Origin of the sequence: Rhizobium sp. LCM 4573, from assembly GCF_001854865.1 — a bacterium.
In the GTDB taxonomy this organism is placed as follows: domain Bacteria; phylum Pseudomonadota; class Alphaproteobacteria; order Rhizobiales; family Rhizobiaceae; genus Neorhizobium.
This window is the reverse complement of the sequence record NZ_MDDW01000006.1, coordinates 76,928-97,148: the sequence shown is the minus strand read 5'-3', so window position 1 is coordinate 97,148 and position 20,221 is coordinate 76,928. Positions and strand designations below refer to the sequence as shown.

At 62.3% G+C, this 20,221-nt stretch carries 19 protein-coding genes; 8 read left to right on the top strand and 11 right to left on the bottom strand.

The genetic code is table 11. The features are described 5' to 3' along the window. Positions 1-19 precede the first annotated feature (19 nt). Positions 20-1,225, top strand: coding sequence for a multidrug effflux MFS transporter (locus LCM4573_RS12955; protein ID WP_071006819.1), 1,206 nt, complete (start codon positions 20-22; stop codon positions 1,223-1,225). A gap of 46 nt (positions 1,226-1,271) precedes the next feature. Here LCM4573_RS12955 and LCM4573_RS12950 read toward each other — a convergent pair whose 3' ends face one another. The 4 genes from LCM4573_RS12950 to recA form a co-directional block, all read right to left on the bottom strand. Continuing rightward, a complete protein-coding gene (locus LCM4573_RS12950; RefSeq protein ID WP_071006703.1) occupies positions 1,272-2,096 on the bottom strand; it encodes an inositol monophosphatase family protein in 825 nt (274 codons plus the stop codon). Beyond that, positions 2,093-2,968 carry a tRNA 2-thiocytidine(32) synthetase TtcA gene (gene ttcA / locus LCM4573_RS12945; protein ID WP_071006702.1) on the bottom strand — a complete coding sequence of 292 codons (876 nt, stop codon included), beginning with the start codon at positions 2,966-2,968 and terminating at the stop codon, positions 2,093-2,095. The genes LCM4573_RS12950 and ttcA overlap by 4 nt, the downstream gene beginning before the upstream one ends. An 83-nt stretch (positions 2,969-3,051) precedes the next feature. Further along, the gene (gene alaS / locus LCM4573_RS12940; protein ID WP_071006701.1) at positions 3,052-5,712 is read right to left on the bottom strand and encodes an alanine--tRNA ligase; all 2,661 of its coding nucleotides are present in this window, start codon (positions 5,710-5,712) and stop codon (positions 3,052-3,054) included. 154 nt (positions 5,713-5,866) lie between these two features. Then, positions 5,867-6,952, bottom strand: a complete 1,086-nt coding sequence (gene recA / locus LCM4573_RS12935) for a recombinase RecA (protein WP_071006700.1) — start codon at positions 6,950-6,952, stop codon at positions 5,867-5,869. Between the two features lie 232 nt (positions 6,953-7,184). On the opposite strand from recA, the gene LCM4573_RS12930 reads away from it, so the two are divergent. Beyond that, positions 7,185-8,120, top strand: coding sequence for a carbohydrate kinase family protein (locus tag LCM4573_RS12930; RefSeq protein WP_071006699.1), 936 nt, complete (start codon positions 7,185-7,187; stop codon positions 8,118-8,120). Positions 8,121-8,122: 2 nt separating this feature from the next. Here the strand turns inward: LCM4573_RS12930 and cckA are convergent, their stop codons facing one another. Then, positions 8,123-10,747 (bottom strand): cell cycle histidine kinase CckA, encoded by a 2,625-nt coding sequence (gene cckA / locus LCM4573_RS12925; protein ID WP_071006698.1) that lies wholly within the window; start codon positions 10,745-10,747, stop codon positions 8,123-8,125. Between the two features lie 231 nt (positions 10,748-10,978). On the opposite strand from cckA, the gene LCM4573_RS12920 reads away from it, so the two are divergent. Further along, positions 10,979-11,866, top strand: a complete 888-nt coding sequence (locus tag LCM4573_RS12920) for a flagellar biosynthetic protein FliO (RefSeq protein ID WP_071006697.1) — start codon at positions 10,979-10,981, stop codon at positions 11,864-11,866. Positions 11,867-11,961: 95 nt separating this feature from the next. Here the strand turns inward: LCM4573_RS12920 and dksA are convergent, their stop codons facing one another. Next, a complete protein-coding gene (gene dksA, locus LCM4573_RS12915; protein WP_071006696.1) occupies positions 11,962-12,381 on the bottom strand; it encodes an RNA polymerase-binding protein DksA in 420 nt (139 codons plus the stop codon). Positions 12,382-12,649: 268 nt separating this feature from the next. Here dksA and LCM4573_RS12910 point away from each other — a divergent pair, with 268 nt between their 5' ends. From LCM4573_RS12910 to LCM4573_RS12895, 4 genes are all read left to right on the top strand, one after another. Next, positions 12,650-13,159, top strand: a complete 510-nt coding sequence (locus tag LCM4573_RS12910) for a histidine phosphatase family protein (RefSeq protein ID WP_071006695.1) — start codon at positions 12,650-12,652, stop codon at positions 13,157-13,159. Positions 13,160-13,245: 86 nt separating this feature from the next. Further along, positions 13,246-14,715 (top strand): YcjX family protein, encoded by a 1,470-nt coding sequence (locus LCM4573_RS12905; protein WP_071006694.1) that lies wholly within the window; start codon positions 13,246-13,248, stop codon positions 14,713-14,715. Then, a complete protein-coding gene (locus LCM4573_RS12900) occupies positions 14,712-15,782 on the top strand; it encodes a YcjF family protein (protein ID WP_071006693.1) in 1,071 nt (356 codons plus the stop codon). Before LCM4573_RS12905 ends, LCM4573_RS12900 begins: the two co-directional genes overlap by 4 nt. A gap of 116 nt (positions 15,783-15,898) precedes the next feature. After that, on the top strand, positions 15,899-16,450 hold the full coding sequence (locus tag LCM4573_RS12895; RefSeq protein WP_071006692.1) for a hypothetical protein: 552 nt from the start codon (positions 15,899-15,901) through the stop codon (positions 16,448-16,450). A 16-nt stretch (positions 16,451-16,466) separates the two neighbouring features. On the opposite strand, the gene folK is transcribed toward LCM4573_RS12895, so the two are convergent. The 3 genes from folK to folP are packed head-to-tail and all read right to left on the bottom strand — an operon-like array spanning position 16,467 to position 18,203. Next, positions 16,467-16,994: a 2-amino-4-hydroxy-6-hydroxymethyldihydropteridine diphosphokinase gene (folK, locus tag LCM4573_RS12890; protein WP_407071731.1), complete on the bottom strand. Its 528-nt coding sequence runs from the start codon at positions 16,992-16,994 to the stop codon at positions 16,467-16,469. Continuing rightward, entirely contained in the window at positions 16,975-17,337 is a 363-nt protein-coding gene (gene folB, locus LCM4573_RS12885) for a dihydroneopterin aldolase (RefSeq protein WP_071006691.1), read from the bottom strand. The genes folK and folB overlap by 20 nt, the downstream gene beginning before the upstream one ends. Beyond that, complete coding sequence (folP, locus tag LCM4573_RS12880) at positions 17,334-18,203, bottom strand: dihydropteroate synthase (RefSeq protein ID WP_071006690.1); 870 nt, start codon at positions 18,201-18,203, stop codon at positions 17,334-17,336. The genes folB and folP overlap by 4 nt, the downstream gene beginning before the upstream one ends. A gap of 107 nt (positions 18,204-18,310) precedes the next feature. On the opposite strand from folP, the gene LCM4573_RS12875 reads away from it, so the two are divergent. Beyond that, positions 18,311-18,931 (top strand): DUF922 domain-containing Zn-dependent protease, encoded by a 621-nt coding sequence (locus LCM4573_RS12875; RefSeq protein WP_071006689.1) that lies wholly within the window; start codon positions 18,311-18,313, stop codon positions 18,929-18,931. 386 nt (positions 18,932-19,317) lie between these two features. Here the strand turns inward: LCM4573_RS12875 and LCM4573_RS12870 are convergent, their stop codons facing one another. Together LCM4573_RS12870 and LCM4573_RS12865 are read right to left on the bottom strand one after the other, a co-directional pair. Continuing rightward, positions 19,318-19,638: a 2Fe-2S iron-sulfur cluster-binding protein gene (locus LCM4573_RS12870; RefSeq protein ID WP_071006688.1), complete on the bottom strand. Its 321-nt coding sequence runs from the start codon at positions 19,636-19,638 to the stop codon at positions 19,318-19,320. 139 nt (positions 19,639-19,777) lie between these two features. After that, positions 19,778-20,146: an Hpt domain-containing protein gene (locus tag LCM4573_RS12865; protein ID WP_071006687.1), complete on the bottom strand. Its 369-nt coding sequence runs from the start codon at positions 20,144-20,146 to the stop codon at positions 19,778-19,780. Positions 20,147-20,221 lie beyond the last annotated feature (75 nt).

Here is a 20,221-nt window from a genome sequence, read left to right as displayed (position 1 = left end):
TTCCGTTGGCCTCAGCGGCATGGGCAAGGTTGAATTCATCGCCATGATGGCCATGCTGATGGCGCTCAACGCGCTGGCGATCGACATCATGTTGCCCGGCCTGCAGGAAATCGGCGCCGCGCTCGGCGTCGAGAACGAGAACCACCGGCAATACGTGGTGTCCGCCTACGTTCTGGGCTTCGGAGTGGCCCAGCTCGTCTATGGCCCCCTCTCTGATCGCTTTGGGCGCCGTCGGCCGATGATCATCGGACTGGTGATCTACATTCTCTCTTCGCTCGCAGTCGTCGCGGTCCCGTCCTTCGCGGGCCTGCTGGCGCTACGCTTCATCCAGGGCGTCGGTTCGGCGGCGACGCGCGTGATAACCGTGTCCATCGTCCGCGACATCTAYGGCGGCCGCGCCATGGCCGAGGTGATGTCGCTGATCATGATGGTCTTCATGGTGGTTCCGGTCATCGCGCCGGGCACCGGTCAGATCATCCTGCTCTTCGGCGACTGGCATCTGATCTTCGTCTTCATGGCGGCTGCGGCGCTTGCGGTGGTCATCTGGATGAACATGCGCCTGCCGGAAACCCTGCATGCCGAGGACGTACGGCCGTTCACCCTCTCCTCCGTACTCGACGGTTTCCGCATCGTGCTCACCAACCGTGTTGCGCTCTGTTATACCATCTCGAGCACCTTCATCTTCGGTGCGCTGTTCGGATTCATCAATTCCGCGCAGCAGGGCTATGTCGGCATCTATCAGCTTGGCGTCTGGTTCCCGGTCGCCTTCGCGGCGGTGGCGGTTTTCATGGCCTTCTCGTCCTTCATCAACTCGCAGCTCGTGGGGCGCTTCGGCATGCGCCGCCTCTCCCATGGCTCGCTGCTCGGCTTCATCGGGATCACCTTCCTGTGGCTGATGGTGCAGATCTTCGGCCCGCAGCCCATGCCCTTCCCGCTTTTCCTGGCCTTCTTCGCGCTGGCCATGTTCCAGTTCGGCTGGATTGGGTCGAACTTCAACTCGCTCGCGATGGAGCCGCTAGGCCATGTCGCCGGAACGGCATCCTCCGTACTCGGCTTCATGGGAACGCTCGGCGGCGGTGTGATCGGCGCGATGATCGGACAGGCATTCAACGGCACCGCCCTGCCGATGGTCGCCGGCTTCTTCACGGTTTCGGTGATCGGTCTGATCTTCGTGCTGATCGGCGAAAAGGGGAAACTGTTCCAGCCTCATAACCCGCCGGTGTGACGTTTTCGGAAGGCGGCGGCGCAGCCAAGCGCCCCGCCCCGATTAGTCAGAGCGTGAAGACCTCACGCCGCAGCGCTTCCCAGCTTTCGGGATCGGTCGAAATCAGAAGGCCGCCGCTTGTGTGCCGCGGTAGATAGCGCGATCCATCGAAACGCGCCACATGAGCCCCGGCCTCAGCCGCAATCAGCGCGCCGGCCAGATGATCCCACGGCATCATCTTATTATACATGAGATAATGCGCATAACCGCTGGCAAAGGCACGATATTCATGGGCCGCGCAGCGATAGGACATCACATAGCGCACCTTGGCGAGATTACCGAGGATTTCCGCACGACGTTCTGCCGGCAGGAAGCCCGTGGACGCCATTCCGACCATCTGCTCCATCGACGCGGCTGGGGCGACGCGAAGCGGTTGTGAGGAGCCGTCCGGACGGCGGAGGAAGGCGCCGGCCCCTTTCTCGGCCATGACCCAGTCGTCGCCCATCGGATCGTAGATGATGCCGGCCACGGTCTCGCCCTTCCAGACAACCGAAGCCATGACGCCGAAGGCGGGAATGCCCGAGGCGAAGTTGAAAGTGCCGTCGATCGGATCGACTACCACCGCGAAATCGGCATCCGGCAGCCTGCCGAGCAAATCGGGATCCGCTGCGACCGACTCCTCGCCGACGAAGAGTGCGTTCGGCACCAGGGTCTCGATCTCCCGCTTGAGCATCCGCTCGGCAGCCTCGTCAGCCTCAGTCACCAGATCGGTCGCCTCGCTCTTCGCGCGAATATCGCCGCGGCCGAGCCGGCGAAAGCGCGGCAGTATCTCGGCCTTGGCGGCCTGACGAAGCAGATCGGCAAGGCGAGCGACATCGAGCGGCAAAGTCATTCTGAAATCCTTGGAGCGGCGGAAAGGCCGGCGAAATCGAAGAGTTTCGGATCGAGAAGGTGGGACGGGTTCGCGTGCGCCAGTGCCCGAAGCATCGTATCCTTCCGGCCCGGCATGCGCGCCTCGATATCGGCGAGCATAGCCTTCATGGCGTTGCGCTGCAGGCCGTCCTGCGAGCCGCAGAGATCGCAGGGAATGATAGGGAACTGCATGGCGGCGGCGAATTTCGCAAGGTCGTCCTCCGCGCAATAGGCCAGTGGCCGCAGCACCATCAGATCACCCTCGTCGTTCAGGAGTTTCGGCGGCATTGCCGCAAGCCTGCCGCCGTGAAAGAAGTTCATAAAAAAGGTTTCTAGGATATCCTCGCGGTGATGCCCGAGCACCAGCGCATCGCAGCCCTCTTCGCGCGCGATGCGGTAAAGATTGCCGCGCCTGAGCCGCGAACAGAGCGAGCAATAGGTCGCGCCCTGCGGAACCTTCTCCTTCACCACCGAATACGTATCGCGGTATTCGATCCGGTGTCTGACGCCGATCGAGGTCAGGTAATCGGGAAGCACGTGCTTCGGGAAATTCGGCTGGCCCTGGTCGAGATTGCAGGCGATCAGTTCCACCGGCAGCAGTCCACGCCATTGCAGATCCAGCAGAACAGCGAGCAGCGAATAGGAATCCTTGCCGCCCGAAAGGCCGACAAGCCAGCGCTTCTGGCCCTTCAGCATGCCGAAATCGTCGAAAGCCTGGCGCACCTGCCTCAGTAGTCGCTTGCGCAGCTTGTTGAAGGAAACGGAACTTGGCGCACCGGCGAAAAGGGCTGGAACGAGCCCGTTTTCGGCCTCTTCATCCAGTTCATCGGCGATTGCCGTCACTATCCCCATTCGCCTCTCCTGAAAGGCCGCGGAAATACGGGCCGCTCATGGTGATGCGTGCCGCCCGGGAGCGGCGCGCTTCCATTCCTGCATCAGGCCCCGAGAGCGGCAGCCACGGCCGCGATGGCCTCCTGCGACTTCGAGCCGTCCGGACCGCCCGCCTGCGCCATATCCGGTCGGCCGCCGCCGCCCTTTCCGCCAAGAGCGGCCGACGCGACCCGAACGAGGTCCACGGCGCTGAAACGCTCCGTCAGGTCCGGCGTAACGGCGACAACCGCGCTCGCCTTGCCGTCGGCGGAAACGCCGACCAGCGTAACGACGCCCGAACCGAGGCTCGCCTTGCCTTCGTCGGCCAATCCCTTGAGGTCCTTTGCATCGATCCCTTCAAGGGATTTTCCGAGGAACTTGACGCCGCCGATTTCCTGAACGTCATCGCCGGCGCCAGCCTGCCCGCCGCCCATGGCGAGCCGGCGCTTGGCTTCGGCGAGCTCGCGCTCCAGCTTGCGCCGCTCCTCGATAAGCGCTTCGATGCGCGGCAGAACTTCCGCCGGCTGCACCTTGAGGGTACCAGCAAGCGATTTCACGCGCTCGTCCTGCTCGGCGAGATAGGTCCGAGCGGCATCACCCGTGAGCGCCTCGATGCGGCGCACACCCGCTCCGACCGCACTTTCGGAAAGAACGCGCACAAGGCCGATATCGCCGGTAGCGTTCACATGCGTCCCGCCACAGAGTTCCAGCGAATAGGTCTTTCCGGCCTTGGAACCCTCGAGCCCCTTGCCCATGGAAACAACACGCACTTCATCGCCGTACTTTTCCCCGAACAGTGCCATCGCGCCTTCGGCGATCGCGTCGTCGACGCTCATCAGGCGCGTGGAAACGGGAGAATTCTGCAAGACGATGGCGTTTGCCATGTCTTCCACCTTCTGCAGTTCCTCGGCCGTCATCGGCTTCGGATGCGAGATATCGAAGCGAAGCCGCTCCGGCGCCACGAGCGAACCCTTCTGCGCCACATGTCCGCCCAGAACCTCGCGCAGCGCTTCGTGCAGCAGGTGCGTGGCGGAATGGTTGGCGCGCAGGCGCGAGCGGCGCTCGTGATCGACTGCCAATAGAACCGCATCGCCGGTCTCCAGCGTGCCGTCCGAAATGGTTGCCGTGTGGACGAAGAGCCCCTCGCCCTTCTTCTGGGTATCCGACACGGTCAGGCGCGCATGGTCCGTGGAGATCACGCCGGTATCTCCGACCTGGCCACCGGATTCTCCATAGAACGGGGTCTGGTTGACGACGACCTGAACTTGATCGCCGGCGGAGGCACTATCGATGACCTTGCCGTCCCTGACGATCGCCTGCACCACGCCTTCGGCGGTTTCGGTGTCGTAACCCAGGAATTCCGTGGCGCCGTGCTTTTCCTTGAGCTCAAACCAAACGGTTTCGGTCGCCTTGTCGCCGGAGCCTGCCCAGCTCGCGCGGGCCTCCGCCTTCTGGCGCTCCATGGCGTCGGTGAAGCCGGCAATGTCGACGCCGATCTCGCGGGCGCGCAGGGCGTCCTGGGTCAGGTCGAGCGGGAAGCCGTAGGTGTCGTAGAGCTTGAAGGCGGTCTCGCCATCCAGCATGTCGCCCTTGCCGAGCGTGCTGGTCGCATCGGACAACAGCGAGAGGCCGCGCTCCAGCGTCTTGCGGAAACGGGTTTCCTCCAGCTTGAGCGTCTCGGAAATCAGGGCCTCCGCACGCACGAGCTCCGGATAGGCGCGGCCCATTTCCTGCACCAGGATCGGCAGAAGCTTCCAAAGCAGCGGCTCACGCGCGCCGAGAAGCTCGGCGTGGCGCATCGCGCGGCGCATGATCCGGCGCAGCACGTAGCCGCGGCCCTCGTTCGACGGCAGGACGCCATCCGCAATCAGGAAAGCGGAAGAGCGCAGGTGATCGGCAATCACGCGGTGGCTGGCGCGGCGTTCGCCCTCGGCCTTCACGCCGGTCGCCTCCACCGAAGCGGAGATCAGCGCCTTGAACAGGTCGATATCGTAATTGTCGTGCACGCCCTGCAGGACGGCAGCGACACGCTCGAGACCCATGCCCGTATCGATCGAGGGGCGCGGCAGGTCGATGCGTTCTTCCTTCGTCACCTGCTCGTACTGCATGAAAACGAGGTTCCAGATCTCGATGAACCGGTCGCCGTCTTCTTCCGCAGAGCCGGGAGGACCGCCCCAGATATGGTCGCCGTGATCGTAGAAGATTTCCGAACAAGGGCCGCAGGGGCCGGTATCGCCCATGGCCCAGAAGTTGTCGCTCGTCGGGATGCGGATGATCTTCTCGTCCGGCAGTCCGCCAATCTTCTTCCAGAGGTCGAATGCCTCGTCGTCCGTATGATAGACCGTGACCAGAAGGCGATTGCGATCGAGCCCGAATTCCTTGGTAATCAGGTTCCAGGCAAGCTCGATGGCGCGCTCCTTGAAATAATCTCCGAAGGAGAAATTTCCGAGCATTTCGAAGAAGGTATGATGGCGCGCGGTATAGCCGACATTGTCGAGGTCGTTATGCTTGCCGCCGGCGCGCACGCATTTCTGAGCCGTTGCCGCCGTGGAATAGGGGCGAGTTTCAAGACCGGTAAAGACGTTCTTGAACTGTACCATGCCCGCATTGGTGAACATCAGGGTCGGATCGTTGCGCGGCACCAGCGGACTGGAGGATACGACCTCGTGCCCATTCTTCCGGAAATAGTCGAGGAAGGTCGACCGGATGTCATTCACGCCGCTCATGCTAAGCCCTTTATTCCGCTGACTGCGGTTCAATCGCCGAAAAACCACTGGCTTTTATCGTTCGGACCCACCGCTGTCCAGACGAACGCAAACCGGCCGCTCATCTTTCCCAGATGGCGGCCGGCGAACGAACCCAGCGATGGATGGAAATGCCTCACATATCGGCATCATCTCCTTCACCGCTGTCGGGGCCGCCGTTCTCCAGGAAGCGATCGGCAATCAGGCCGGCATTCTGGCGCAGCGCCATCTCGATCTCGCGCGCCAGCTCCGGATTGTCGCGCAGGAAGAGCTTGGCGTTCTCGCGGCCCTGCCCGAGGCGCTGACTGTTATAGGAGAACCAGGCGCCGGACTTTTCGACAATGCCTGCCTTGACGCCGAGATCGACCAGTTCGCCGGTCTTGGAGACGCCTTCACCATACATGATGTCGAATTCGACCTGCTTGAAGGGCGGCGCCATCTTGTTCTTGACGACCTTGACGCGGGTTTGGTTGCCGACGACTTCCTCGCGCTCCTTGACCGAGCCGATGCGGCGGATGTCGAGACGGACGGAAGCATAGAATTTCAGCGCGTTGCCGCCTGTCGTGGTTTCCGGAGAGCCGAACATCACGCCGATCTTCATGCGGATCTGGTTGATGAAGATCACCATGCAGTTGGAACGCGAAATGGAGGCGGTGAGCTTGCGCAGCGCCTGGCTCATCAGGCGGGCCTGAAGGCCCGGCAGGCTGTCGCCCATTTCACCCTCGATTTCGGCCCGCGGCGTCAGTGCCGCGACCGAGTCCACCACCAGCACATCGATCGCGCCGGAGCGCACCAGAGTATCGGTGATCTCGAGCGCCTGCTCACCCGTGTCCGGCTGAGAAATCAGAAGGTTTTCCAGATCGACCCCGAGCTTGCGGGCATAGACCGGATCGAGTGCATGTTCGGCGTCCACGAAGGCGCAGATGCCGCCCTTCTTTTGCGCCTCGGCAATGGTCTGCAGAGCCAGCGTCGTCTTGCCCGAGCTTTCCGGGCCGTAAATTTCAATAATGCGCCCCTTCGGAAGACCGCCCACGCCAAGTGCGATATCGAGGCTGAGCGAACCGGTCGATACCGTTTCGATCTCCACGACCTTCTCGTTCGCACCAAGCTTCATGATCGATCCCTTGCCGAAGGATCGTTCGATCTGCGACAGTGCCGCTTCCAGCGCCTTGCTCTTATCCACCGATTTGTCCTCTACGAGCCGCAAAGAATTTTGTGCCATCCGATCCACCTTTAGGTTATTGAAGCCGCGCAGGCAATGAAGCAGCCGATGTGAATTTCGTACATGTTTTGTTCCAGTTTTGCAAGCGCCCCTCAACGGATTGAGAAGAAAAGATTATCCGGCCTGTGTTCTTCGCTTGTTCCAGCCGGGTGGGTACGCGTTCGGGGCACATAACGATCGAGATCAACAACCTGAAATCGCAGCGAATCAAACCTTCCGAGGGGATGGGAAAATGAAGAAGATTCTGGTCCTTGGCGGAGCTCATATCGATCGGCGCGGAAGGCTTTCGGGCGAGACGGCAATGGGCGCCAGCAATCCCGGCCACTGGCTCGAGGATGTCGGCGGCGGCGRCTTCAATGCGGCGCGCAATCTCGCACGTCTCGGCCATGCGGTGCAGATGGTGGCGCCGCGTGGCGGGGATGACGCGGGCGAGCGCGTGGCGGCAGCCGCCGGCGAGGCGGGCGTCGATGACTGCTCCTTCGTTTTCCTCGACCGACCGACACCGAGCTACACCGCAATCCTGGCCCATGACGGCAATCTCATCGTCGCCCTTGCCGATATGGAACTCTACCGCTTCTTTACGCCCCGGCGCCTGCGCATCCGCGCGCTCCGAGAGCGGTTCGCCACCGCCGATCTTATATTATGCGACGCCAATTTGCCTGCCGACACGCTGGAGGCGATCGCCGCATACGCTCACGAGAAAGCCAAGCCGCTTGTGGCGATCGGCGTTTCGCCGGCAAAGGTCACCAGGTTCGCCGGCTGCCTGCAGCGCATGGATTTCCTGTTCATGAATGCCGCGGAGGCGGAAACTCTTGCGGGCGAGCGGCCGGAAAGCCCTGCCGGATGGCCGGAACTTCTGCGCGGCAGCGGATTGAAGGGCGGCGTGGTCACGCAAGGCGGCGGCCAGGCGGTCGCATTTTCGCAAGCCGAAACCGTGCTCTTCGCCCCTCCCCCTGCCACGATCGTCGATGTCACCGGGGCCGGAGATGCGCTGGCGGCGGGCTTCATCCATGCGCTGCTTTCAGGTGAAAGCCTTTCGCAAGCTCTCCGCTGGGGGACCGCCGGCGCCCTGATCGCGCTCCGTTCGCCCCGGTCGGTGGCGGATGATCTTTCGCAAGAAGCGCTCGATCAGGAGCTGCTCCGTCTTTCAGAACCTGAACCGGCCTGAAATCACCTCTGCTCGTCGAGCATTTCCCGCACGGCGACGGCAAGCTGCTTCAGCGAGAACGGTTTCGGCAGGAAGCCGAACTTGGCGTCCGCCGGCAGGTTGCGCGCGAAGGCGTCTTCCGCATAGCCGGAAACGAAGATGAACTTGAGGTCCGGATAAGACTTGCGCAGTTCAGCAAGCAGGGTCGGACCATCCATTTCGGGCATGACCACGTCGGAGACGACGATATCGACCTTGCCGTCCAGTTCCTGCATGATCTCCAGCGCTTCCGTCCCGGAACCCGCTTCGTGGACCGTATAGCCGCGGGTCTCGAGCATCCGCTTGCCGCCCCGGCGCACAGCCTCCTCGTCCTCGACCAGCAGAACGACGGCGGAGTTTCCGGTCAGGTCTACGCTGTGGCCGGCCTCCACGGGCGCGGCCGCCGAGGCTGCCTCCGTCTTTTCGCCTTCGGCAGTTGCATCGCCTGCAGCATGCTCCCTGGGCGCCTGCTCCTCCGGAACGTGCCGCGGCAGGAAGATGCGGAAGCTCGTCCCCTTGCCGAGCTCCGATTGCGGATAGATGTAGCCGCCGGATTGCTTGACGATGCCATAGACCATGGAAAGGCCGAGACCAGTGCCCTTGCCCACTTCCTTGGTAGTGAAGAAAGGCTCGAAGATCTTGTCCATGATTTCCGGCGGGATGCCCGTGCCGGTATCCGACACTTCGATCATCACGAAATCCTCGGCCGGCAGGTCCGCCTGATGGAGGCTTGCGGCCTCGTTGGCCGGAACGTTGCGCGTCTTGACAAGGATCGTGCCGCCTTGCGGCATGGCATCGCGGGCGTTGACGCAGAGGTTGATCAGCACCTGTTCGAACTGCGAGAGGTCGGTGCGCACCGGCCACAGATCGCGGCCGTAATCCACGTCGAGCTTCACATTGGTGCCGGAGATCAGCCGATCGACCAGCATGCGCAGATCGCCCACCACATCCGTGAGGTTCAAAACCGCGGGCCGCATGGTCTGCTTGCGGGAGAAGGCAAGCAACTGGCGCACCAGAACGGCGGCCCGGTTGGCGTTGCGTTTGATCTCCATGAGATCGGCGAAGCTCGCATCGGATGGACGCGCCTGCAACAGCAGATGGTCGGAGGAGAGCAGGATCGCCGTCAGCACATTGTTGAAATCGTGCGCGATACCGCCTGCAAGCGTGCCGACCGCATTCATTTTCTGCGTCTGCGCCATCTGGGTTTCGAGCGCCTTCTGCTCGGTCGTCTCGAAGGCATAGACGATGGCCACCTCTTCCGGTGCCTCGTCGCTCGCGTCGATCACGGCGTTGACGTAGAAGCGAACGTAGCGGTTTTCCTCGCCCGGATAGCGGGAATCGATCGGAGGAATGTCTCCCTGCCCGTCCTTGGCGGCGGCAAGCGCCTGCAGGAGCTGCGGTCGCGTGTTCTCATGGACGATGGCATCCAGCATGGCGCCCGTTTCGACGTCGTCGCGAGAGACCACGCCGGCGAAAAGCTTCAGGAAAGGGGCATTGATGCGCAGGATCTTGCCTTCGCCGTCGACGGAGGCGATCRCCATCGGCGTGTTGTTGAAGAAGCGCGTGAAGCGCATGGCGGACGCCGACTGATCATCCCCCTCGCCGCCCCTCGGGCGGGCAAGCACGATGGTGCGGCTTTCTCCCGGCGCCCCATCGCGCATGGAGCTTACGCTGTGCACCAGCCTGACCGGCAGGCTTTGGCCATTGGTGCGGCGAAGATCGAGATCGAGCGTCTCGGTACGCTTGAGGCCGGGGGCAGCCTGCACGGACTGGATGAGCGCCATGCCTTCGCCGGCCACCAGATCGGCCATGCTGATCGAGCCCGGCGCGAATTTGGTGAGGTCGATGCCGAGCCATTCGGCAAGCGTCGCGTTCAAGTAGAATATCTCGCCTTTCCTGCCCGCCGAGAAGAAGCCCGCCGGAGCATGGTCGAGATAGTCGATGGCGTTCTGCAGTTCGCGGAAGAAGCGTTCCTGCTCGTCACGCTCGGGCGTGATATCGGTGATCTGCCAGATGTCGAGCTGGTTCTTCCGCTTGTCTCCGGAAGCGAGCAGCCGGGCCTTGAGTCGATACCAATGCGCGCCGGAGCCGTTTTCGGTGGCGCGGCCGAGCGGCTTCATCAGCCGGAATTCCTCATGCCCTTCCCGGCCCTCGCGCAGCGCCGTCGTCAGGCGATAAAGTGCCTCGGTCGAATCACGCGTCCTGGAAAGCAAGGTCTCCAGCGATTGCACGTTGCTCGCCTTCGTCGCGCCGGTCATCCTGCCATAGGCGGCATTGGCGTAAAGAATATGGCCTTTGGGATCGGTGATCRGGATTCCGTCCGGATGATTGGCCAGGAAGCCGCGCGCCAATTCCTCCGATCGGGATTGCGGCATCACCTCCACAAGGCCGATGAGGGAAGACACCACGAAGAAGATGCCGACCATGGCGAGGATTCCGAGAATGCCGAGCATCACCTCGTTATCCAGCGCATGCTGGAAGAAGACGAAGGCCACTGCGACCCCGATCAGCACGAAAGCGAGCAGCAGGATACGGATGATCGTGCCGCCGCGCGCTCCGCGCTCCACCAGCGGCGCCTCATAGTTGCCGCCCTGCTGCAACCTCGTCATCTACCCCTCACATTTCGACCGGTCGACGAGCGCGGCCGTAGAAAACTGCGGAATTCCTCCACGATTCTCTCTTAGCAAGTTGAAGCTGAAGCAAAAAGCTCCGAAGCACAGAAAAGCCGGGATAGTGGTCCAGATTGCCCTCGCGCGGCCGTTCGTGCTTGCCACGAGGTGAAAAAAATCGTCATCTGCCCCGGTAGTAGTCCCCCGGGGCAGTTCGAAGGAGAACCGAAAATGGTCGAAGAACTGATGGGCGCCTATGGCAGCCGCTTCGTGATCGCGATCCTGGGGGTGGCCGTCGGCCTTCTCTGCCTGATCGCCGTCCTCTGGCTGCTCAGGGGCCGCAGCGGCCCCTCGCCTTTCGTGCGCGGCGGCAAGAACAGGCAACCCCGATTGCAGGTGCTCGACGCCGCCGCCGTCGATACGCGCCGGCGGCTGGTGCTCGTGCGCCGCGACGACGTCGAACATCTCATCATGATCGGCGGTCCCACGGATATCGTCATCGAAAGCAGAATCGCTCCGGCAGGACCGCCTCGGACCATGCCGGCTCAGATTGCGCCAGTCCCGGCGGAGGCACCCGTTGCCGCCAAATCCCGCCCCGTGCCGGAACCGCGGACCGCGGCAGCCGAGCCCCATCTGACCGCCACGCCCGAGCAACGCCTCGCGGCCGCCGGCCCGACGTCCATGGTCGCCGCACGTGCCGTTACTCCCGAGCCGGAAGCAACCCCTGCCCGGCCGCGGCAGGAACCGGTCCTGCAGGCTCCGGACGAAACGCCGCACCAGATTTCCCGGCCCGCCCCCGGCGTCAATCAGGCGGAGGACATGCTGGAGGCGGCACGCGGCCGTGTATTCGGCGGCGCGACCGAGCCTGTTCGCGCTGCGCCCGTGCAGGCGGTCCAGCCCGACGCGGGAAAAGTCTTGGGCAGCGACTTCGAACGTATTCTGGAAGAAGAAATGGCCAGCAATCTCGCCGCACGGCAGGCCGCGGCTTCTGGAGACAACCGGGCGCCGCCGCCACGCAATCCGGCCGTACCCCCAGTCACCGGCGCGACGCCCGAACCCACGCTTCAGGCCGAGGTCGCACGCATTTTCGGTGAAATGTCGGTCACGCGCGACAAGTGAGCGCGCAGCGCCGCTTCGATGTCGCCTTTGTTCCGCTCATGAAAAAGGCACGGTTTCCCGTGCCTTTTTAGTTCGTTTCCGGTCCCAGCGGCGATTTATTCGTCGCGATAGACCTTTTCGCGGCGCTCATGGCGCTCCTGAGCCTCTATAGAAAGCGTGGCGATCGGACGGGCATCCAGCCGCTTCAATCCGATAGGTTCGCCGGTTTCCTCGCAGTAACCGTATGTGCCGTCATCGATCCGCTGGAGGGCGGCATCGATCTTGGCGATCAGCTTGCGCTGGCGGTCGCGGGCGCGAAGTTCAATGGCTCTGTCGGTTTCGGAGGAGGCCCTGTCGGCGAGATCAGGGTGATTTGCGCTTTCTTCCGCCAGATGGCCCAGCGTTTCGCGCGCTTCTCTCAGGATGTCATTCTTCCAAGCGATCAGCTTCGCCCGGAAATAGGCTCTCTGTTTTGCATTCATGAACTCGTCGTCTTCCGAGAGCACATAATTGCTAAGATCGATCTTCTCACTCAACGCGATTCTCCCGAAGAACATCTCTTGGCGCGCTCTATATCCTATTCGGCTATCCCCGTTCAAGCCTTACAACTCGAAACAAGAGATTATTTAAAACTGTCATAAAAATGGGCTAAGCGACTATTATTTAAGCTTTTATTCCGTATCGGCCGAGCAACCGGACCGCACCTCACGCGCTTGTGCTATGGGCCAGCGCAGCCCGAGTGGCGGTTGACGAACATCCCCTTGCGGAGCTACGCAGTCGTTCAAACGGAGTTGCGGCCCCGGCATGCTCACCATCGATCCTCCACCTTTCCGTATCTATCTCCTAAGGCACGCCAAGTCCGGCTGGGCCAAGCCGGACGAGCGGGATTTCGACCGCACGCTCGACGATCAGGGCTATGTGGAGGCGGAAATCGTTGCGGATATAGCGGCCGACAGGAACTATCGTCCCGATATCGTCATCTGCTCCACGGCTGTGCGCTGCCGGCAGACGGCCGATGCCATACGGCGGGCAATGGACGAAACGCTGGAGATGGTCTTCGTGGACGAACTCTACAACGCGCCACTCGCCACCTATCTCGCCCTGCTCGCGGCGCAGGAGGAAAAACAGTCCGTCATGCTCGTCGGCCATAACCCGACGATCGAGGAAGCGCTGGAAGCGCTGGTTGGCGCCGATCACATGGTCGCCGCGATCCCCGGCGGCTTCCCGACCGCCGGCCTTGCGGTGATCGACCACCGGGGTGTGACATCCGGCGCGGAGACCGGCTGGGTCATCACGGATTTCATCACCGCCTGACGGTTGCAGCCGCGGCAACCACACACTCCTTTGCATGCGCGGTATCGCAGACTATATAAGATCGAAATTTCATCCGGGATGACGCCTTGCCGCCTTCTCTCACAAGCTTCACCGACGATGCGCGGATTGCCCTCGACAATCTCGCAGACCGCGCCACCGGCCTTGTTAATCCGACGGTGAGGCTCGGCGTTACCGGCCTTTCGCGGGCCGGAAAAACCGTATTCATCTCCTCGCTGGTCCACAATCTCCTCAACGGCGGGCGCTTGCCGCTGTTCGAGGCCATGCGTTCCGGACGCGTTTCGGCGGTCAGGCTCGAACCCCAGCCCGACGACGCTATCCCTCGCTTCCAATATGAGGACCACATCCAGGCACTGGTACGCGATCGGGTATGGCCGGATTCGACCCGTGCGATATCGGAATTGCGCATAACTCTGGATTACGAGAGCGCCAGCGGCTGGAGCCGGATGTTCTCGCGTGGCCGGCTTTCCATCGATATCGTCGATTATCCGGGCGAATGGCTGCTCGACCTGCCGCTCCTCGGGCAGGATTACTCGACCTTCAGCGAGAACACCGTAAATCTCGCCAAAACCGGCATACGCGAGGAATTGTCGCGTGAATGGCTGTCCCTCACGGGCAGCATCGAAATGGATGCACCGGCCGATGAAATGACCGCGAAACGCCTGGCCGAAGCGTTCACCGCCTATCTTCGGGCCTGCAAGGCGGACGAGCGCTCGCTTTCGACGCTTCCGCCCGGCCGCTTTCTGATGCCGGGCGATCTCGAAGGATCTCCGGCGCTCACCTTCGCTCCCTTGCCGAATATTCCGCAGACCCGCGCGCCGAAGGGATCGCTTCGCGCCATGATGGAACGGCGTTACGACGCTTATAAGTCGGTGGTGGTGAAACCCTTCTTCCGCGAACACTTCGCGCGGCTCGACCGGCAGATCGTGCTGGTGGACGCCCTGCAGGCGATCAATCGCGGTACGGAAGCCGTGCAGGATCTGGAGCGTGCGCTCACCGATGTGCTTGCCTGCTTTCGTTCCGGTCACAACAGCCTCATATCTTCCCTGCTCGGCCGGCGTATCGACAAGGTACTCGTTGCCGCCACCAAGGCCGATCACCTCCACCATGAGAGCCACGACCGCCTGGAACGGATCGCGGCGCGGATGGTGGATCGAGCGATCGAGCGCATCGGCATGTCGGGCGCGGATATCGACGTGATGGCGATCGCCTCTGTCCGCGCCACGCGCGAGGCCACAGTGAAGGAAAGCGGGCAGCTTCTCCCAGTCATCGTCGGCACACCGATGGCGGGAGAAACAATCAATGGCGAGCGATTCGACGGCGATAAGAAAACAGCCATATTTCCTGGTGACTTGCCGGAAAATCCTGAAGCATTCTTTCAGCAGATGGAAGCCTTGTCGCCCACTCTGCCGGATATTAATGTGATACGGTTCCGCCCGCCCACGCTGGAAGAGACCGGCGGCGGGCTCAAGCTCTCCATTCCCCATATCCGGCTCGATCGCGCCATGCAGTTCCTGTTCGGAGACCGCCTCGCATGAGACCGCCCGAAAACCAGAAAGACCAGCAGAATCGCCGACCTGCCTCGTTCGCGATCGAGGAAGAGGAATATAGGGAACCTCCGCAAGCACTTCGCCGCGCTCCGCGCAGTTTCGCCGATGACGTCGTCGTCACCCCCGATGAGGAGGATCCTTTTCTCTCGCCCGCCGAGCTTGCTCCCGAGGCAATCCCGATGGCAGAACCGCGGCGCCGGAAGTTCTCCTTCGCCAATCTCGCGCTGGCGGCCTTCGGAACCTTCCTGTCGCTCGCGTTCGGCCTTTGGGCGGACCGGGTCGTCCGCGATCTCTTCACGCGCGCCGACTGGCTCGGCTATGCGGCGCTTGCCGCGCTTGGGCTCGGACTGATCGGCCTCGTCGTCGTCGTCGGCAGGGAAATTCTCGGGATTATGCGGCTTTCCGCCGTGCAGACGCTGAAGGCAGAGGCGGAAGAAGCCATCACGGCTCCGCGGCCGGCGCCGGCCCGTGCCGTCACCGCCAAGCTCGTCAGGATTCTTTCCCATCGCGCCGAAACCGCCAAGGGCCGCGCAACCCTCGACGCTACCAGCGAAGAGATCATCGACGGGCCGCAGCTCATCGAACTGGCGGAACGTGAATTGCTCGCGCCGCTCGATCGCAAGGCCCGCGCCCTCATCCTCGGCTCATCCAAGCGCGTCTCGATCGTAACCGCGGTTAGCCCGCGCGCCATCGTCGATCTCGCCTTCGTGCTTTTCGAGGTGAGCCGGCTCGTCCGGGCCATGGCCGAACTCTATGGAGGCAGGCCCGGCACGCTCGGCCTCCTGCGGCTGATGCGTGACGTGATCGCCCATCTCGCGGTCACCGGTTCGATCGCCGTGGGCGACGGCCTCGCCCAGCAGGTTCTCGGCCAGGGACTCGCCTCGAAACTCTCTACCCGTCTCGGCGAAGGCGTGATAAACGGGCTGCTGACGGCCAGAATCGGTATCGCCGCCATGGATCTCTGCCGCCCTCTGCCTTTCCGCGCGCTCAAACGACCGGGCATCGGCGATTTCATCTCCGACATCACGGCAGCGGGTACGCGGCGAGAAACCTGATTGGCGTCCGAACGCTAATTAAGCAATCCCGAAACAGGGCACAGATACCACTCGTTAACCATTCCGAGCGTAGGTTGCGACGAGTTCAGGTTGCTGCTTTGCCCGAGGAAAATTCCATGTTTTCGCGCTTCTTTTCGCTGTTTGGCGGGCTGGCCGCCGTGACCTTCGCAGCCTCGTCGGCGCTGGCGCCGGAAGCGCTCGCGGCCTCTCGCGATCAAGTCTTCTTCCAATCGGTTTCAGGCATCTGGAAGGGACCGGGCGAGATCGTCGCCGGCAAATACAAGGGCACCAAATTCACCTGCCATCTTACCGGCGAACCCGCGCCGGGCGGCGAAACCGGCATGAAGCTCGACGGCACGTGCCGCGTCGGCGTCTTCAAGCAGCCGATGTCGGCCGTCATCACCCATAACGGCAAGGGCTACCAGGGCAAGTTCCTCGATGGTGCCGAAGGCAAGGGCCTCGACATCATTTCCGGCTCCGTCAGCGGCGACAAGGTCGTGATGGGCATCAACCGCGCCAAGCTGAACGGCGCGATGGTCGCCAGCCTGCGTGGCGACAACAAGATGAACATTACGATTTCGGTGAAGGTCGAGGATCAGATGGTGCCGGTGATCGGCCTTACGCTCGATCGGGACATGGATTCGATCGCCGTCGGTTCGATCCGCTGAAAAGGCGCGGCGGCGCTCAAGGAGCCCGCCACCAATCCCCGCTGTCCTGGACTACCTTGATTCCAGCGACATCCGCTTTCGCCAGCCATGCGGCGATACTCTTTCCCTTGACGTTCAGGCCAGGCGCGATATCGGCGAGCGGTATCAGCACGAAGCTCCGCTCCGTCATGCGCGGATGCGGCAGTTCAAGCTTCTCCGTCTTCTGCTCGCGGCTGCCGAAAGTCAGAACGTCGATATCGATCGTGCGCGGCCCCCATCGTTCCAGCCGTTCCCTTTTCATGTCCCGCTCGATCGAAAGACAGGCATCGAGCAGGGCCTCGGGCTCCAGCGAGGTTTCGACCAGCGCGCAGGCATTGAAGAAATCTGCTTGATCTGTCTTTCCCCAGGGAGGGGTCGCGTAGAGCCGGGAAACCGCCAGCACGTGRCAATCCTCGCGGCTGTCGAGCTGGTACAATGCCCTTGCCATCGCGGCGGGCGGATCGCCGATATTGCCCCCGAGCCCAAGGGCGGCCACCTGCCAGCCATCATGGGATATGCTCAACACGCACCTCCGCGTGATCGAGAATGCCGGGAATAGGTACGCTCGGCTTGCGCACGGTTATCGCCGTGCGGCGGATCTGCGGAAAACGCTCGCAGAGCGCCAGCGCGACATCCCTGGCCAACGCCTCGATGAGCTTACGCCGCTGGGTGGTCACGACCTTCTCGACGATCTGGAAGGCAGTACCGTAATGGACAGTCTTCGCAACGTCGTCGGTATCGAGCGCTTCGTCCGCATCGACCTCCATGACGACATCCACGAAAAACCGCTGTCCGAGGAATTCCTCCTGCTCCAATGCGCCGTGCCTTGCGAAGAAGGAACAGTTCTTGAGCGTAATCGTATAGGTCATGCGGTACCCTCCGTTCCCGTTTCCCTCTCCGCCGCGATCATCGCATCGGCGATCGCAAGAGCGTCCCTGCTTGCTGCGACATTGTGAACGCGGAAGATGGCCGCGCCGGCAAGCCGCAGGATCGCGCAGGTCGCAGCCGTTGCGATATCACGTTCTTCAGCCTCTCCGCGTCCGGTGAGCGACCCGACGAACCGTTTGCGCGACGTGCCGACAAGAAGCGGCAACCCCAGCCGGTGCAGTTCGCCGAGCCTCGTCATCAGCCGCACATTCTCGTCCACGTCCTTCGCAAATCCGAATCCGGGATCGAGAACGATCTTCGCCCGCTCCACACCCGCCGCGTCCGCTATCTTCAGCGACTGCTCAAGGAAGAGCTCCTGGTCGGCAATCACGTCGCCAAGCTTTTCCCGCCCCCGCCCGGTATGCATGATGCAGAGCCCTGCCCCGGTCTCGGCCGCAACGCGGGCGATCTCGGGTTCGCGCTGGAGCCCGTGCACGTCGTTGATAATGTGCGCTCCGGCGGCCATCGCAAGTCTTGCGGTTTCGGCCCGATAGGTATCGACGGAGATCAGCGCGTCGGTTTCGGCGGCGAGCCTTTCGATCACCGGCAGAATCCTGTTCTGCTCTTCGGCGGCACTCACATCCGCAGCTCCGGGCCTGGTCGACTCGCCTCCGATGTCGAGAATTGCAGCACCTTGTTCCAGACATTCGAGACCATGCGCAACCGCCGCCTCGACATTCGCGTAGAGCCCACCGTCCGAAAAGGAATCCGGCGTGACGTTGACGATCGCCATGATATGGCCACGAAGGCCGAGTTCGAGACTGCGCCCGCCACCGACCTGCCATAGTGTGTTGCGCGGGGATATCACCTTCCGCCCATCTCTCGGGGAGTAACGCAATTTTTTCCAGCCTTTGTGTTGCGCTTGGGTTGGCTATGCCCCAAGCTCGAAGCAAGTTCAACGTTGCAGGCCTGAGAATGTTTTTGATGTGCCGTTTCCGCCGGATTGTCGGCGGAGCCCTCTTCCTTTCCATGATTCCGGCCATCACGCATGCCGATCCTCTGATCAACAAGACCTATTCCTATTTCCGGATCGGCGGCCGCACGGCGGAAGACCTGGATAAAGAGCTCGAAAAGCGCGGTCCGGTGACGAGAACGACCGGCCATCGACATCCCGGCGCGACGGAGATCAAGTTCGGCGGCGAAGTCACCTATGTGGAGCGCGAAGGACGCTGCGCCGTCGGCGGCGCCAAGATCACCTTGCGCACCCACCTCATTCTTCCCCGCTGGAACAATCGCCGCCGCGCCGAAAAGGATCTCGTGATGATCTGGGACGCGCTCTCGGCCGATATCAAGCGGCACGAGGAGCGCCATGCCGAAATCGCCCGCAACTACGCACGCACGCTGGAGCGGGATTTGAAGAGGCTGCCCACCAGCCGAAGCTGCCAGGCACTGGAAAAGCAGGTGGCGGAAACGACGCGCCGCGTTCTGGAGGCTCACGACCGCGATCAGCTCCGCTTCGATCAGGTGGAATCGAAGAATTTCGATGCGCGCATGATGCGGCTTCTGAAGTATCGCATGCAGCAAAACGGCCGCTGATCAAGGCCGCGCGCGCCGTCAAAAGCCCCTTTCCCGTTTCGGTAAGCCACGCCTCCACCACGATTTTTCGGGGGAGTGCGATTTATGGTAATGGCCTAATAAAGGAAATTCGGCTAGAAATTCAAACATGATCTTTAGCCGACTGATTCTCCGGAGATCGCGGCAAGGACGAGGCGACCGGTACCTGCCCGTCGTGTGTTGGGCGCTGTGTCGCATGCAGTTTTGAAGTTCAGTCCGCGTGTTTCTGCCCCTGAGTGCCGTTCTCCTGGCGCGTCCCCAAGCCGCAGGTGTCTCCTCCCTCGCCCGCGGTGATGCGCCCGCCTTGCCTCGCTTGCCGCTCCCAGCGCAGCGAGGCGTCTTTTTTTTTGGGGGGACTTGCGGAAAGATCAGGCCTGGCGTTCCGGCACGTTCACCACCAGTCCGTCGAGTTCCTGGGTGATCTTGATCTGACAGGAAAGGCGCGAAGTCGGTCTCACCTCGTAGGCGAAGTCCAGCATATCCTCTTCCATGGGTGCCGGCGGACCGACCTTGTCCGTCCACTCCTCATCCACATAGACGTGACAGGTGGCACAGGCGCAGGCGCCGCCGCATTCGGCCTCGATGCCGGGAACGGAATTGYGGACCGCATTCTCCATCACGGTGGAGCCGGTCTCCGCTTCTAGCTCGAAGCGCGTACCGTCGAAGGCAACGATGGTGAGTTTCGTCATGATCAGGAAATCCGGTAGGGGTTGGTGGTAGACGGGATTTATCTAGGCGGCGCCGTCTTCCAATAAAACCCCCGGCCAGTCAACATTCGCGGGCGACGCCGGCCATCCGGCCGGCGCAGGGAGCCGATTGTGTGCCGCCTCAGCGGCAAAGCTTGAGAATGAAGTTTTCAGCCTCGACGACGGCGGCACCGACCGCCGCCTGGAGGGCGGCATCCGATCCATGCGCTTCCAGCCGCTCGGCGGCTTGAGCGACCCGGAAAGCGCCTACGCCCTTTGCGGCCCCCTTCAGCCGGTGGGCAACCGCGACGACGGCCTTCTCATTTCCGGCGGACATATCCTGAAGGGCCTTGCGCGCCTGGCGGGCGAACATCTGCAGCACCTCGATTTCGAGGGTCTTGTCGCCCATGGTCTGGGTGGCGAGATGGACAAGATCGATTGGCCGGGACTGGGAAGGGCAACCGCCCTGCGGATTGTCTGGAGCTTCGAACGCGATACTAACCGCTGCCATGGACTATTTTCCTGCTCTAATTTTCCAAGTGTCCCGTTTTTGCCGGGCAAGGCGGCTATCCCGTCAAATTCCGGC

Excerpts from the sequence above, each read along its gene's own strand:
- recA (WP_071006700.1), bottom strand. The coding sequence starts at position 6,952 with ATGGCACAAAATTCTTTGCGGCTCGTAGAGGACAAATCGGTGGATAAG.
- LCM4573_RS12950 (WP_071006703.1), bottom strand. The coding sequence starts at position 2,096 with ATGACTTTGCCGCTCGATGTCGCTCGCCTTGCCGATCTGCTTCGTCAG.
- LCM4573_RS12920 (WP_071006697.1), top strand. The coding sequence starts at position 10,979 with ATGGTCGAAGAACTGATGGGCGCCTATGGCAGCCGCTTCGTGATCGCG.
- LCM4573_RS12865 (WP_071006687.1), bottom strand. The coding sequence starts at position 20,146 with ATGGCAGCGGTTAGTATCGCGTTCGAAGCTCCAGACAATCCGCAGGGC.
- LCM4573_RS12910 (WP_071006695.1), top strand. The coding sequence starts at position 12,650 with ATGCTCACCATCGATCCTCCACCTTTCCGTATCTATCTCCTAAGGCAC.
- ttcA (WP_071006702.1), bottom strand. The coding sequence starts at position 2,968 with ATGGGGATAGTGACGGCAATCGCCGATGAACTGGATGAAGAGGCCGAA.
- LCM4573_RS12900 (WP_071006693.1), top strand. The coding sequence starts at position 14,712 with ATGAGACCGCCCGAAAACCAGAAAGACCAGCAGAATCGCCGACCTGCC.
- alaS (WP_071006701.1), bottom strand. The coding sequence starts at position 5,712 with ATGAGCGGCGTGAATGACATCCGGTCGACCTTCCTCGACTATTTCCGG.
- LCM4573_RS12895 (WP_071006692.1), top strand. The coding sequence starts at position 15,899 with ATGTTTTCGCGCTTCTTTTCGCTGTTTGGCGGGCTGGCCGCCGTGACC.
- LCM4573_RS12875 (WP_071006689.1), top strand. The coding sequence starts at position 18,311 with ATGTTTTTGATGTGCCGTTTCCGCCGGATTGTCGGCGGAGCCCTCTTC.
- folB (WP_071006691.1), bottom strand. The coding sequence starts at position 17,337 with ATGACCTATACGATTACGCTCAAGAACTGTTCCTTCTTCGCAAGGCAC.